At 52.8% G+C, this 14,293-nt stretch carries 11 protein-coding genes; 4 read left to right on the top strand and 7 right to left on the bottom strand.

Annotated elements, in window-relative coordinates:
* Positions 1-74: 74 nt before the first annotated feature.
* The gene (locus tag ACYVH9_RS08660; RefSeq protein ID WP_460635904.1) at positions 75-323 is read left to right on the top strand and encodes a hypothetical protein; all 249 of its coding nucleotides are present in this window, start codon (positions 75-77) and stop codon (positions 321-323) included.
* Between the two features lie 170 nt (positions 324-493).
* Here ACYVH9_RS08660 and ACYVH9_RS08655 read toward each other — a convergent pair whose 3' ends face one another.
* The 4 genes from ACYVH9_RS08655 to ACYVH9_RS08640 form a co-directional block, all read right to left on the bottom strand.
* On the bottom strand, positions 494-973 hold the full coding sequence (locus ACYVH9_RS08655) for a response regulator (RefSeq protein ID WP_460635903.1): 480 nt from the start codon (positions 971-973) through the stop codon (positions 494-496).
* Positions 974-1,102: 129 nt separating this feature from the next.
* Complete coding sequence (locus tag ACYVH9_RS08650; RefSeq protein ID WP_460635902.1) at positions 1,103-1,867, bottom strand: LytTR family transcriptional regulator DNA-binding domain-containing protein; 765 nt, start codon at positions 1,865-1,867, stop codon at positions 1,103-1,105.
* A 97-nt stretch (positions 1,868-1,964) separates the two neighbouring features.
* Positions 1,965-2,270 (bottom strand): hypothetical protein, encoded by a 306-nt coding sequence (locus tag ACYVH9_RS08645; RefSeq protein ID WP_460635901.1) that lies wholly within the window; start codon positions 2,268-2,270, stop codon positions 1,965-1,967.
* 271 nt (positions 2,271-2,541) lie between these two features.
* Positions 2,542-3,750 (bottom strand): amine oxidase, encoded by a 1,209-nt coding sequence (locus tag ACYVH9_RS08640; protein ID WP_460635900.1) that lies wholly within the window; start codon positions 3,748-3,750, stop codon positions 2,542-2,544.
* 311 nt (positions 3,751-4,061) lie between these two features.
* Between ACYVH9_RS08640 and ACYVH9_RS08635 the strand changes: the two genes are divergently transcribed.
* The 3 genes from ACYVH9_RS08635 (at position 4,062) to ACYVH9_RS08625 (ending at position 7,831) form a co-directional block, all read left to right on the top strand.
* Positions 4,062-4,871, top strand: coding sequence for an SDR family NAD(P)-dependent oxidoreductase (locus ACYVH9_RS08635; RefSeq protein ID WP_460635899.1), 810 nt, complete (start codon positions 4,062-4,064; stop codon positions 4,869-4,871).
* An 89-nt stretch (positions 4,872-4,960) separates the two neighbouring features.
* Positions 4,961-5,839, top strand: a complete 879-nt coding sequence (locus ACYVH9_RS08630; RefSeq protein WP_460635898.1) for an SDR family oxidoreductase — start codon at positions 4,961-4,963, stop codon at positions 5,837-5,839.
* Between the two features lie 33 nt (positions 5,840-5,872).
* Complete coding sequence (locus ACYVH9_RS08625) at positions 5,873-7,831, top strand: FAD-dependent oxidoreductase (RefSeq protein ID WP_460635897.1); 1,959 nt, start codon at positions 5,873-5,875, stop codon at positions 7,829-7,831.
* A 61-nt stretch (positions 7,832-7,892) separates the two neighbouring features.
* On the opposite strand, the gene ACYVH9_RS08620 is transcribed toward ACYVH9_RS08625, so the two are convergent.
* The 3 genes from ACYVH9_RS08620 to ACYVH9_RS08610 all read right to left on the bottom strand — a co-directional run bounded on the left by ACYVH9_RS08620 (position 7,893) and on the right by ACYVH9_RS08610 (position 13,875).
* Positions 7,893-8,417, bottom strand: a complete 525-nt coding sequence (locus ACYVH9_RS08620) for a hypothetical protein (RefSeq protein ID WP_460635896.1) — start codon at positions 8,415-8,417, stop codon at positions 7,893-7,895.
* A gap of 166 nt (positions 8,418-8,583) precedes the next feature.
* A complete protein-coding gene (locus tag ACYVH9_RS08615; RefSeq protein ID WP_460635895.1) occupies positions 8,584-9,585 on the bottom strand; it encodes a chemotaxis protein CheB in 1,002 nt (333 codons plus the stop codon).
* 84 nt (positions 9,586-9,669) lie between these two features.
* Positions 9,670-13,875: a CheR family methyltransferase gene (locus ACYVH9_RS08610; RefSeq protein ID WP_460635894.1), complete on the bottom strand. Its 4,206-nt coding sequence runs from the start codon at positions 13,873-13,875 to the stop codon at positions 9,670-9,672.
* Positions 13,876-14,293 lie beyond the last annotated feature (418 nt).

Genomic DNA, 14,293 nt, shown 5'->3' with positions numbered 1-14,293 from the left:
CTACCAAAACCGTCCTTCTGTTAGTAGAAGTTTCGGCGGAACAACGCCCCGTATCAACAATCCCGATAGAACCTATGAAAATTGGTGATAGCCTGATGAAGCAGCTCAATAAAAAATACGCCCCCTCGCAGCTGGTTACCTTCAAATTCAGCCGATACGATGTGGCCCTGAAAACCGATGAAGACGGAAATCCGGTTTTGATGTACATTGGCAAGGCCAACGAACGGGGTATGATTCGGGGTGATCAATTCACACGACGCCTGCTCAGGGATGAAACCGGTGCCATTATCAAAGACCACTGGGACCATAAAGGGAAAGTATAATCCGGCTTTCCGTCGTCCAGGAGCATCTTTTGTCACGCAACGAAAGCTACGCCGTCTGTCCATTCGCAAAAAATCCGGAGCTCTGGAGCTCCGGATTTTTTGGCTAAGTTGGTCGAATGGCCTATCGGTTTTTCAAATTATAAAGGAATTTATCCGGTGGCGGCATAATCTTAGAAAACATGGTAGCGCGCTGATGGCAAACTAACGGTGTCCCACCAGTATTCCCGCAACACCTTGAAACTTTCCTGCCATTGATCAAGCAGCAGAGGTTTTACCAGGTAACAGGAGCTCCCCCGCTCGTACGCTTCACGGATATCATCGGGAAAATCGGAAGAGCTCAGCATTACGATTGGAATCAGGCCAAGTACACCGGGCAATTTCCGGATTGATTCCAGGGCAGCCCATCCATTTTCCCGTTCCGGTAAATATAAATCCAGAATGATCAATTGCGGAATATCCTGGATACAGTCTTCGGCCGCTTTCAGGTACTTCAGGGCTTGCTCCGGGTTGTTTACCTGACTAATGTGCGCACCCGGAAAATTCTGCTGAATAGCGTTCCGGATGAGCAAACTTTGGTCTGGATTGTCTTCTACAACCAGAATTCGAGCATTCTTAAGCTCACGATTTCGATTGGCATATCCTCTGCTCATACCAGCTTGATTGGTAAAATTGGTAACTTTCTATACGTATTAATCAGTAAGCATACTTGCTCCTTCCAAAACTGAAATCAATTTCGGCAGGTCAGGAGCATCCGAATGGTGATTTATGCCTGGAGAAAATCAGGCTCGGGCTGGTAAAGCCGCCCGATGAAACCAGAATTTCCCGAGTTGATGAATCGTTTTGGTAAATGCTGCGTAGTCTTCAGAAACAGGAATCACGGAGTTGGCATGTCCGGCATAAGCCAGTTCAAGCGCTTCCGGTGCCTGCCCCGAAATCAGCAACAACGTCGGGATGGAAGCCGTCCGGGGCGTTTCTTTCAACAATTGAAGCGTCGAAAGCCGGTCAGCTACGGAAGAACAGGCATCCAGTAAAATCAAGGCCGGTAGTTCCGTGTCGGGGATTTGATGCAATATCGTCGGCAGAAGCCGTCCCCGGTTGAGATGATTAACCAGACAGTCGCTGTACTCACCTTCGAAAGATTGCTGTACCCAGGTTGCCCGCGTCTGACTGTCGGAAACGAAGACCACAGCCCGGTCAATTTTCACCTCTGAAAGCACGTCCGTTTCGGCATTGGCTTTGGGTAACAGGCCGACAATTTGGGGCCAGCGCCGACGCCCCACGGGCAAAACCATCCCACACCGCATGCGGACCGATCCGGCCATCTTGGACCTGGGAGGAGCCTGCCAGTCGATCACGTAGCGCGGATTAATCAGAGCCGTTTTGTGAATGCGAACAAACTGACTTAACCGGGATTCAAAAAAACTCAGGGGTTTACTGATCAGTTCTTTTTTTCCGTCTATAAAATACAGCCAGCTGTAGTTGCTAGCTCCGGATAAAAAAGAGATATGCGTCGGAGATTCGAGCAGTTTATTGACTAAACTCATCCTTCTGCGTTGTTAGGGTTATCACTCATACACGTAACCCTAGAAGCCGCGACGGTCGCTATCGGTTTTTCGGAATGAGGCAACGGCCCCCGAATTTTTACTTCGATTGGTCGTCGGCACCGGGTTCATTCTCGCCTTTGCCAACGTTATCCAGCGAATTATCCTTATACGTATTTTTGTCCATTCGATGCTGCTGCTCGCTACAGAATTCGAACGTAAGCGCTACCACAATCAGCAGAAAGAGAAGCGCACTCAGAACGGCCAGGCGACGTGGCCGCATACCCGGCTTGGTGAAATCAACAAACCGAATTCGGGAAGGGCCCCGGAAGGCGATCCAGTAGATGAAAAAACCGCCCCCCACCAGCAGAATCGCTAGTATGATCATTTCAATTCCTACGCCCATAATGCTTTTCGTTAGTATTAGGTTAAAACCTAACCGGTGAAAAGAACGGACAAGCATCCACCCAAACAATGAGGATTCGGCCAATACCGTAGAAAGCGTTGGGCCAGGAACCTGTTTCACAGGTCCGTTGCCTTGTTTCAACGCCTTTTGCCGAACAGATGGCTGCGCTGGCGGGTTTGCCTGCTACAGACCCATTTAGGAGACCACTCAATAGCCTGATCTGGCACATCCACGGGGCTTATCTGACGGCCCTCGCCCAAGCCAAACCCACTTAGTAAGTACGAAAAAAGCTGGTTTTGAAATCCGTTTTCCCACCCTGAATCATCTCACAGGTCAGGCTCACCAACTCCTGCGCCCGGACCAGCGCCCGGGCATACGGTTCGTACAGCACCCGCCCGGGCGGATTGGTTGATACGTCGGCGTCCCAAAGTCCGGCCTGGTGCCACTGGTCGGGATGATCCCAGTCGGGGCGGTCGATGATCGGGTATAAACAAACGCCCCAAAGCGGCAACCCAGCCGCCAGCACGGCGGCACATTCCCCGCCCACCATATCGATCCAAAGTGGCCTGTCGATGCCGGGGTGGCTGGTTTCGCTCAATACGATGGGCCGGTGATAACGCCGGTAGGCTTTAAACAACAATTTCTGGAGTGACACCCAGCGCGGATCAGGAACCGGGTCATTCCAACCCAGAAATGTACCGTCACTCTCGATCCATTGATTGTTGTAGTAGTAATTGAATCCCAGGATATCCAGGTAGTCGGGTGAGCCCCCCAGCTCTGGCGCAAGATAGCCCGCCAGCATGTCTACTGCCTGAAATTGATTTTCGTCTGCTAAGGCGGCATTCACAATCTGCTCTTCCGTGGCATGCAGCGGAGGCACCACCTGCACCAGCGGTTCCGTTGTCAGAATCCGAATCATGGGGTCCAGTTCACGCATGGCGGCTACGCCTTCAATGTAGGCACGCATCAGCCCCCGTTTAACCTCCCAGCCCTGATTGACGCAGTAAGGCGACGTCCCGCGCACATCGCCCCCTAGCCAGGCAATAAAATTGACTTCGTTGATGGGCGTAACAATGAGCGCATCGTCGGGATACCGGTCGCGATAAAACCGAACAAAGGCCCGGCATAAGGCCGCAAACCGTCGGGCAAACATGGGATGAAGGGGCGTCAGGTCGTCGGGGTACCCGAAGTGACAAAGATCCCAGACCTGCTGTATCCCGGCTCTGCGTCCCGTCACCAGCATGGTTTCGACCACGCTCCAGTCGTACTGGTAAGCGGTTTTCTCTACCTGACTCCACCGAATTCCTTCCCGGACCGTCCGAATGTGAAAGCGGCTGAGTTGGTGGTAATCTTCCTGCAACAAATGCAGATGGCCGGTTAACGACAAAAAATCAACCCGGTTTCCGTAGCAGTTGAGCTGGTCGGTGCATTCGTAACCAGCCCACCAGAACGACCGAAAAGGATTTTGGTGGAAAATCATGTGAAGATCAAATGACAACAATGGACGTTTTGGAAATCAGTCAATACGGAGAAAACTCGCCAAATGCCAACCAAAACCGCTTTGGCGAGGTAGTGGAGAAACCTGCATGTAGCGGTATTGTTTAAAAAACCGCCAAGGCCAAAAAACAGGGGCCAAATCCTCATTATCAGCAAAAAAATAAATCCAATGGCGTCCGGAACGGGTAAAGTAATAACAATCCTGGAAGCAGCTTCCGTGTAAATCCAAGGAGATCGACCGCTTCCGATGGACCTGAAATCTGAATTGCTTACAACGAATTAATCCCAAAGGCTATGTCTTCTGCGCAACAGCAATATGCGCTCGTTACGGGCGCCACTAGTGGTATCGGGTATGAATTAGCCAGGCTACTGGCCCAGGACCAGTATAATCTCGTCATTGTGGCCCGAGACACGGGGGAGCTAGACCGCACATCGGCTGAACTTCGGCAGCAGTTCGGCGTTGATGTAATCCCTGTTGCTCAGGATCTGAGCCAGCGGGAAGCAGCCCGCGAAGTATACCAAACCGTGCAGAGCAAAGGCATCACCCTCGATGTGCTCGTCAATAATGCCGGGCAGGGCGAATACGGTTTGTTTGTGGACACGGACCTGGATCGGGAACTTGATATTATTCAATTGAATATCAGCGCTTACGTGGCACTGACTAAGTTTTTCCTTAAGGAAATGGTAGCCCACAACCACGGAAAAATCCTGAATGTAGCCTCTGTGGCGGGCAAAATCCCCGGTCCCTGGCAGGCCGTTTACCATGCCACCAAAGCTTTTGTGCTTTCCTTCACCGAAGCGATTCGGAATGAGGTAAAAGAGTCGGAGGTGACGATTACGGCGCTGTTGCCCGGCCCGACGGATACGGACTTTTTTCACAAAGCCAGTATGGAATCGTCCAAAATAGTGCAGGAAGGCAGCCTGGCCGATCCCGCACAGGTTGCCCAGGATGGCTACAAAGCCCTGATGGACGGCGACAGCAAGGTCATTTCGGGTTTCAAAAATAAAGCCCAGGTCGCGGCCAGCAACTTCATACCAGACAGTATGGCCGCTGAAAATATGGGTTCCATGCAGGAGCCCAGCCAAAAGTCTGCATCAGACTAATTGCTGCTTAAAAACCGCCCGCTCCAAACCGGCGGGTCAGGACGAGTTTTTGTATTCAAATTCATTTTATCATTTGTACCAATCCTTTTATGCAATCGATTCAGGATCCCCGTCATCAATACCCCAGACCACCTTACGAACAACCGTCGCAGGACCATCCCGGCACGGACACCCAAATGACTCCCCAGGCCGACCACGGCGAAACGTCGTACCGGGGCAGTGGCAAACTGACCGGCCGGAAAGCCCTCATCACCGGCGGTGACAGCGGGATCGGACGGGCCGTAGCACTGGCGTTTGCCCGCGAAGGAGCCGACGTACTGATTTCTTACCTGAGCGAAGACCAGGATGCACGAGAAACCGTGCGGCTGGTGGAAGAAGCAGGCCGGAAAGCGGTTGCTGTTCGGGGCGATATTCAAGAAGAAAGCCATTGCCAGGAATTGGTGCAGCGGACTTTCGATGACTTGGGTGGGTTAGACATTCTGGTCAACAACGCGGCTTTTCAGATGAGCCACGATTCTTTTCTGGATATTAGTACCGAAGAATTCGATCAGACGTTCCGGACGAATGTGTTCGCTCTGTTTTATTTGTGCAAGGCGGCCCTGCCCCGCATGAAACCGGGCAGTTCGATCATCAACACCACGTCTATTCAGGCCTACCAGCCCGAGCCGAGCCTGCTGGCCTATGCCGCCACCAAGGCCGCGATTGCCAACATCACCAAATCCCTGGCCAAAGAAGCCATGGAAGTGGGCGTGCGGGTGAATGCCGTGGCACCCGGCCCCGTCTGGACCCCGTTGATTCCGTCGACCATGCCGGACGAGAAAACCAAAAGTTTCGGGGAAGACTCCCTGCTCGAACGGGCAGCCCAGCCGATCGAACTGGCTCCCATTTTCGTGCTGCTCGCTTCGCAGGAAGCCAGCTACATCACGGGCATGATCTACGGCGCAACGGGTGGACGACCCATTGCCTGAACCAACGCTTATTTCAACCGAAATCCAATTTGTATGAAAACCGCACAAGACCCCACCGGCGAACCCGTCAACGACGCGCTGACATCAGGAAGTCACCAGAGCTGCTGGCTCGACTCCGTTGCGCCCATTCGGTTTCAACCGCTGAAGCAGGATCGGCAAACCGACGTAGTTGTGATTGGGGGGGGCATATCCGGCTTGTCGGTCGCTTATAACCTGGCGCTTTCGGGTAAAAAAGTGGTGGTGCTGGAAGATGGGTACGTGGGCAGTGGCGAAACCGGCCGCACCACGGCTCACCTATCCAATGCACTGGATGATGGCTATACGGAGATTGAACGCTACCACGGAGCGGAAGGGGCCCGGATGGCGGCTGAAAGCCATTCGGAAGCCATTAATTTTATAGAACGAACGGTGCAGCAGGAGCAAATTGACTGCGATTTTCAGCGGCTGGACGGCTATATGTTTTTGCACCTCACCGACACCCCGGACAGCCTGACGGAGGAGTTGGCAGCTACCCAGAAGGTCGGTCTCAAAACCGAATGGCTGCAACAGGTACCTGGTTTGGCCAACCACGAAGGGGTTTGTCTGCGCTTCCCCGATCAGGCGCAGTTCCACCCTTTAAAATATTTGAAGGGCTTGACCGAAGCGATCATCAGGCTGGGGGGCGAAATTTACACCGAAACGCGGGTGACCGAGATCGGAAAGAGCGAGGTGGTAGCCAATTCGTTCCGGGTAACAGCCTCGGATATTGTGGTGGCCACCAACTCACCCATCAACGACCGGGTAACCATGCACACCAAACAATGGCCCTACCGAACGTATGTCGTTGGCGTCAAACTACCGAAAGGGACGGGGCAACCGGCGTTGTGGTGGGATACGGGGGACCAGCAGTCGCGATGGACCAGTAAACCTTATACCTACGTTCGCTTACACCCGCTGGATGATCAGCACGATCTGGTGATTTGCGGAGGACACGATCATAAAACCGGTCAGGCAGAGGATGAAGGTATTCAGGAAGAAGACCGTTACCAGGCCCTGATCAATTGGGTAAAACTGCATTTCCCGCAAGCCGGCGAAGTAGCTTACCGATGGTCGGGCCAGGTTCTGGAACCGCTGGACGCCATGGCTTACATAGGCCGGAATCCGGGCGATACCCATACCTACATTGTCACGGGCGACTCGGGAAACGGCCTGACACACGGCACCATCGCCGGGATGCTGATCACCGACTTGATTCTCGGGCGCGAAAATCCCTGGACCTCTTTGTACGATCCGAGCCGAATCAGCCTCAAAACAACGGGCGATTACCTGAAAGAAACCGGCAACTTTACCGCTCAGCTGAGCGACCTTGTTACCTCCAGCGAACTCTCGCATGTGGATCAACTGCCGCGGGGTGCGGGCGGTATCCTGGGATCGGGACCGGGAAAAATTGCCGCTTACCGCGACGAAAACGGTCGATTGTATACGCATTCGGCCATCTGTCCGCACCTGGGTTGTGTGGTTCATTGGAATACCGATGAAAAATCATTCGATTGCCCCTGTCACGGTTCCCGGTTTACGGGCAAAGGAGTCGTAGTCAATGGTCCGGCAATCAGCAATTTAAAACCGCTGGAAGTAAATCTTCAAACCATGGATAGCAAACCGATTACGCCCAAATTGCACGGCATTCTGGATTATGTTTTTGCCGGCCTTCAACTGACGGCTCCCGCCCTACTCGGTCTTAATCCCCAGACAGTCCGGACCTACCAGGCCCTGGGCACGAGTTTTACGGTGGTCAATGCACTGACTGACACGCCCGTAGCCCTGAAACGGGTGATTCCGTTCGAAGATCATCAAAAAATCGATGCGGCCTTTCTGGCGGGCCTGTCATTGTTGACTTTTGCCAAATTCATTCGCAACGACAAGGCATCGCTGGGCTTTCACCTCGGTTTTCTGGGAACAGCCGTTGCCAATTACCTGCTAACGGATTATAAAGGGTCAAAACAAAAACGATAATGCGCCTTCTGGCGAAAACACAACTGCAAAAACCGTCAGGGGCAGGCTTATGAATCCGTTTTTAGCCCCCTAACTCATTCAATTCCTGAAGAGCTTGCTGACGGGCGGTTTCCAGGAATTTCATTCGGTTTTCGCAGTTTTTCAGGTTCGTCTTAAAATAAGCGGCCATAAACAAGGGATTCGATGCCGTTTCCTGAAAAGAAATCATTTCCATTTTTTTGCTAACGCGCACGATTTCTTTGCTGGTCAGGTTGATCTGTTTGTCGTAATAGGCGATCAGGCGACGGGTCCAGTTGACGAAACGCTGACTACCCAGCACTCGCCGGGCAACGGGCTCTTCCGACAGGACGCTTTCCCACTGCCGCTGAAGTTCGGCGAACTGGCTATTCCACCGCACCTGTTCATGCAATACCTCGATGGGCAGTTCCTGGCGGCTGTTTCGATTAATTAAAGTAGCGTTGACCAACTCTACACCTTTTTCATTCAGGCTGGAAAGCCGTTCCAATGCTTCTACTTCATCCGGGACCACCAGTAACAGGTTTGTCCAGTTGGTTCCGTTAAAAACGCCGTTGATAATCAGAATCATAACCGAAGTTCGTTTTCTGTTTGGTAAGCCAACCGTACCTGCTTCTATCTTACTCAATTTACTACATTAACGACCCAAAAAGAAAAAACGGAAATTTTTCCTTGTGCCGGCACGATTTGAACAAAAGCGGCTCTTTCGTTTTCGGGCAGAACCATGCGATTCCGGATCAAACTTTTTGCTGTTGTTGAAAAATAAAATCACGCAGCACCTGAGAGCGCTCCCGGGTTTCGTGGGCCTTGGCAAAATAGTGTTCGGCTGCGTCTGTATTATTGCCTTCGGCAAACGTTTTACCCGATTGGTCGAGCAGAATCACCGTTTCTTCCAGGCTCTTGACGGATTTCCAAAGATTGTCTTCAATCGTTTTGGTTACTTCGGCCAGCAAAGAATTGGCCGTAAAAGCATGACCGGTATGGCAGCGGTACCGAATCAGCTTACCTTCCTTGATGCTTACCAGGGCACCATTGCACTCCGGACAGGTTAAGGGCGTCAGGTCCCCCATGTTCAGAACACCCATTTCAAAGGCGTTTTCCTGCGCGGCAATATTGACTTCGGTTTCCAGCCGATTGGATTCTTTCTCGCCGAGGGGCGCCGACTCCGGCGCAGTTTGTTGCGTCAGCTCCGTTAATAAAGCGGGCATCTCCGAGACCGATACGCTGTAATCCACATCGACGTATTCCAACACACTCCGGGGCATACTGGAATACATGGCTTCTTCCGGTTTCTGAATGATGCACAAGCCGCCCATGCGATGAATTGACCATAAACCCGAGGTGCCATCATCCAGCAGCCCTGTCAGAACAATACCGATCACGCGGGCTCCAAAGCGGTAAGCCGCCGACCGAAAGAGAGCATCAATGGAAGGGCGGAAACGGTTTTCTTTGGGTCCTTTCTTAACAACTACCTGGTCGTATTCAATCAGCAGGTGATGATCAGGAGGAGCTACATAAATCTGTCCGGGCTGCACCCATTCGCCATCTTCCGGATGCTTGGCGGGCAGCGGCCCCGCGTGGTTGAGAATAGAAGGAAGCAGGCTCGGCGAATGGGGCGATACATGCTGCACAATAAATATGGATGCCTGAAAATCGGCAGAAAATCCAGCTACCAGCTCTTTCAGCGCATAAACTCCACCCGCTGAAGCCCCGATAACAATAATATCGCGTTTTGCCATAATCGTTTCTGCGTGGTTAGGTTATAACCGGCATACGTATTTAACCACCTTAAGTGGTCGATGTTTCAATTAAGTTCGAGACGGTTATGCATCCGCACTTCCGTACCGGCGGGGCCAGCTAATCTGGAAGGTCGTTCCAACGCCCAATTCACTTTCAACGTCCAGCCGAAGGGATAAGAGCGCACATAGCTGCCGAACAATCGCCAACCCGATTCCTTCGCCCGACGCCCCCGGCAGTCGGTCTTCGGTTGCTCCATCTTCGCCCGATTGACGAACCAGCGAGCGGGAAGATGCCGGATCAGCTTGCTGCGACAGGGATTGTACCAGTTCGGGTGCCATGCCGGCCCCGGTATCTTCAATGCGCAACACCCAGTGTTCTCCTTCCTCCTGCCAGCGAATCGTGATACCGCCTTGGCGGGTATGCTTGATGGCATTCAAGATAAGGTTCTGAAGAATCCGTTCCACTTTTACCGCGTCACCTTCCACCTGCAGGGCGTCTGGCCCTTCCATCCGTAGCCAAAGACCCTGCTCGGTTATCAATGGCTGAATTTGCTGACAAAACTGCTGGATCAGGCTGGATACGTCAAACGAGGTAATCTGGATGTGTTCCTGACCAGCTTCCAGCCGGGCATAATCCAGCAATTGGGTCAGCATCCGGGCTGCCTGGCTGATGTTGCGTTGCAGCATGTTGAGCATCTGGGTGCGTTCTTCTTCCGACGAAACCATGGACAGCAACGAGGCCGCACCCGAAATAACACTGAAGTTGCCCCGCAAATCGTGCGACGTTTCCCGTAAAAACTGCCCCCGCTGGCGAATTTGCTCACGCAACTCCTCCAGAACCCGGAGCGATTTATTCGAATTCTGGAGCTCATCCAGCCAGTAAGCCTGCCGGCTTTCGGCCTGCTTGAGGGCGGTGATATCGAGCCCTGTGATGACTACTCCCCCATCAAACCGGGTTGCCGAAACCGCCGTCCACTTGTCCGGTTTACCCGGCAGTTGTTTTTCCTCGTAAAAGTCTTCATCCGTATTCCGAATGTGTTTGAGCCGCGGAAGGGTGTCTTCCTGCCACAACAGGTTGGTCATCTGGCCGGTCATCTGGCCAATCAACTCGTGCGCCGGCTTCCCCTGCAACCCGGCAAATTTCTGATTGCAAACGGCCAGCCGAAAATCAATAATCTGATCCGGGTTTTCGCTTGAAAAAACCGCTTTAAAAAACGCAATCCAGGTGGGCGAACTATCGAGTACGGCTTGCAGGTTTTCCGTCGTTTCCTGTAGTTGCGCGTTGGTGGTAGCCAGCTCCTGCGTCCGCTGTTGCACCCGCCGATCCAATTCCTGATTGAGTTCTTTCTGCAGATGCACATCCGAACACGTGCCGATGTATCCGCTGAAAACGCCTTCGGGCGAAATCGTGGGGTGGGCACGTTCCAGCATCCACCGGTACTGGCCATCGTTGCGCAGCAGGCGGTATTCGGCGCTGAACGGCTTCTGGTCGGCAAAGTGAGCGTGGTACGTGGCCAGATACCGCACCCGATCGTCGGGATGGATGCCCTGGGCCCATCCCTGCCCCGCTTCTTCCTGCATGATTCGGCCGGTATATTCCAGCCAGGCCCGGTTCAGGTATGTATACCGCCCGTCGGGTCCGGCCACCCAGGTCAGCGCGGGCGAATTGTCGACGATGGCGTGAAACCAGGCTTCGCGTTCTTCCAATAGCCGCCGGGCCCGGCGGTGTTCGGTAATATCTTCAATGGCCAGCAGAATAGCTTCTTTCCGCTGCTGCCGAACCACCCGCCGGGCGTTGAGGAGTAAAATTTTCTCCTGCCCCCCCGGCATCAGATACGCAAACTCAAAGCCCTGAACCTGCGTATCCTGGGTAATAACGCCCGCCAAACGCTCCCGCAACCGGGTGCTGTCCCACTGACGATTTCCTATTTCATAAAGCAGACGGCCTTCAATGTCTTCGCGACGGACACCAAATATTTCATAAAAGGCAGGATTGGCGCTCCGAACCCGCAAATCGGCATCCAGCACCAAGGTGGCTTCGCGCAGCGTAACAAAAATAGCTTCCGCAAATTCGTACGCTTCCGAAAGCTGTTCATTTCGAACCTGTAATTCCTGGTTAATCGTCAGGAGTTCTTCGTTGGTCGACTCGATTTCCTCCTTACTGGTTTCAAGCTCTTCGTTAATGCTTTGCAGTTCTTCGTTACTGCTGACAATTTCCTCGTTCGCCGATTGCAGCTCTTCATTACCAGCTTCCTGCTCTTCAATCAGCGAATGCATGTCGCGCCGGACGGTGGCCAGCTCTTCTTCCAGTTCCTTAATCCGGCGATTGCGGGCTTTCACCGGGCCGGTTTCGGAAACTAAGGGCGGCACGGTTTCCTGAAAAATAATCAGAAACAGCCGTTCTTCGGCTTCATTTTCCAGTGGAGCGGCTTCAATGGCCACGTAGTGCGTAAAGCCGCCCACCTTCATTTCCAACCCGCTTTTTCGGACGGGCTGGCCAAATTTAATTACTTTATGAACGGCATTCCGTAACTCGAACGACAGCGAAGGCCGGGCCATTTTTAGCAGATTCAGGCTGGCCCGGCCCTGGGCATGTTCCAGATACAGGCCCGTGCCTCCCCGGAAACTTAAAATGTCCAGATCCTGGTTGACAACCACGCTGGCGGGGACATACTGATTAAGCAACAGCGCATCGACCCGTTGCTCCAGATCATTAACCGGCACCACCACAGGACGAGCCGCGGCAGCCCGTCGGGGCGGCTGTATCATGGTCGTGTTGGGCTCCATGGTACGCGGCTGAAGTTCAAAGCTGGCCCGGCTGGCCACGTCGTTCTTGCGGGCAAACACTTTATAGGCTTTTTCAATCGGCAAAAACAAAGCGGTTGAGTTGCCCACGGTTTCTGACTTGCCCAAGATCAGATACCCTCTCGGATTCAGGCCGTAGTGAAACAGGGTCAACGCCCGGCGTTGAAGGCTACCATTGAGGTAAATCAACAGATTCCGGCAACTGATCAGATCCACCCGCGAAAAAGGAGGATCTTTAAAGATATTATGGGGCGCAAATACGCACAGGTCGCGGATGGTTTTATTGATCCGGTAATAATCATCCTGTTTGGTAAAAAACCGGCTCAGCCGCCGGGGCGACACGTCCGAAACCTCCGACCGGGAATAGCTCCCCAACCGGGCTTTGGCAATTGCGCTTTCGCTCAGGTCGGTTGCGAAAATCTGGATGACCATCTGGGCGGCCCGGTCGCCGAGTACTTCCAGCAGCAGCATGGCCAGCGAGTAAGCTTCCTGACCCGTCGAGCAGGCTGGCACCCAGATGCGCAGCGGTTCGCCCTCGAGGTTTTCGCTAATGATGCGCGGTAGCAATACTTTTTTCAGATACTCCATCACCTCCGTATCCCGAAAGAAGGAGGTAACATTGATCAGCAGATCGCTATAGAGCAGTGTTGTTTCCGACGGGTGCTGCCGAATGTATTGGGCATAATCTTTCAGCGTTTCGAGTTTGTAGAGTAACATTCTCCGGATAATCCGGCGTCGGATCGTGGTTACTTTATATTGGCTGAAATCGACACCGACGGCTTTTCGGAGGAAAGCCAGAATGGGCTTAAGCTCTTCGTCGGGGCCCAGCGTCTCTTCCTCTTCTACGGCCAGGGCCGTCTGCCGGAAAACGTCCGTTTGTTGACCCAAGCGTTCCAGTTCGCGGGCAATCTGATCGGGTGCCAACACCAGATCCACGACCCCTTCGGCAATGGCCGAGCGGGGCATTCCTTGGTAGAGGGCGGTTTTATCCTGCGCAATGGTAATCCCACCGGCAGCCTTGATGGCTTTCAGTCCCTGCGTACCGTCCCCGTCCAGCCCCGACAAAACGATGGCAATGGAACCCGCTTTTTGCCGGTCGGCCAGTGACATAAAAAAACGATCGATGGGCAGATGCAGGGCTTCGTTGTCTGTCCCCATCGAATTTTGCCGGTGTTGCAAGGAAAGCACCCCATCCATGATCTCCAGATCTTTATCGGGGGGAATAATATATACGGTATTGGCAACAATTGGCTGTAAGTGTTCAGCCTCCTGCACGGGCATGGCCGTTGCGCTTTCCAACACCTCGCTAAGCCGGTTTTCGTGGCGGGGCGTCAGGTGTTGCACATACACGTACGCAAACCCGATGGAAGGAGGAAGTTCTGCCAACAAAGCCGACATGGCTTCAATACCGCCCGCGGAAGCTCCAATAGCTACAACCGGAACCGGTTGAGAGGGGCTTTCGGGCTGTGGTTTTCGTTTAGCCATTCTAGTAGAATCGTAAAAAGCTTATTTTGTGACCGAATGCTATAATCCGGGCAAATTGTATCAATACCGTGAATTCGTAAATGAGGCAGGAGCAAACTTAACTAAAGTAGGTAATTTTTACTTCTCCTTTGGTTCTTCGTTGTGCTTATAAATCTGAATTACTTACTGAACCGCCCTGTTTTGCCAAAGCCACCATCAACGGTATTCTCCTCACACTGAGCAACAAAACCGTACCGATTAGCCACATCACGGAAAAACCGTTCCAGCCTGTGCTTTTCAGCGTGCGTGGGCCAACGGTCCTGTTGCGGATACAATTTATCTATCTTGTTGAGTTTACTACGGTTTTTATGAGGAAACGGTCCTTGGTAAACGTTCATCCTAACAATGACATACTAGCATGTATACATTTTTACCTGTC

Source organism: Larkinella harenae (genome assembly GCF_054780515.1).
Note: the sequence above shows the minus strand (reverse complement) of the source record. Positions and strands in the feature narration are given on the sequence as shown.

Coding starts and splice junctions, on each gene's coding strand:
- ACYVH9_RS08655 (WP_460635903.1), bottom strand. CDS start 973: ATGAGCAGAGGATATGCCAATCGAAATCGTGAGCTTAAGAATGCTCGA.
- ACYVH9_RS08660 (WP_460635904.1), top strand. CDS start 75: ATGAAAATTGGTGATAGCCTGATGAAGCAGCTCAATAAAAAATACGCC.
- ACYVH9_RS08635 (WP_460635899.1), top strand. CDS start 4,062: ATGTCTTCTGCGCAACAGCAATATGCGCTCGTTACGGGCGCCACTAGT.
- ACYVH9_RS08650 (WP_460635902.1), bottom strand. CDS start 1,867: ATGAGTTTAGTCAATAAACTGCTCGAATCTCCGACGCATATCTCTTTT.
- ACYVH9_RS08630 (WP_460635898.1), top strand. CDS start 4,961: ATGCAATCGATTCAGGATCCCCGTCATCAATACCCCAGACCACCTTAC.
- ACYVH9_RS08640 (WP_460635900.1), bottom strand. CDS start 3,750: ATGATTTTCCACCAAAATCCTTTTCGGTCGTTCTGGTGGGCTGGTTAC.
- ACYVH9_RS08625 (WP_460635897.1), top strand. CDS start 5,873: ATGAAAACCGCACAAGACCCCACCGGCGAACCCGTCAACGACGCGCTG.
- ACYVH9_RS08620 (WP_460635896.1), bottom strand. CDS start 8,417: ATGATTCTGATTATCAACGGCGTTTTTAACGGAACCAACTGGACAAAC.
- ACYVH9_RS08615 (WP_460635895.1), bottom strand. CDS start 9,585: ATGGCAAAACGCGATATTATTGTTATCGGGGCTTCAGCGGGTGGAGTT.
- ACYVH9_RS08610 (WP_460635894.1), bottom strand. CDS start 13,875: ATGGCTAAACGAAAACCACAGCCCGAAAGCCCCTCTCAACCGGTTCCG.
- ACYVH9_RS08645 (WP_460635901.1), bottom strand. CDS start 2,270: ATGGGCGTAGGAATTGAAATGATCATACTAGCGATTCTGCTGGTGGGG.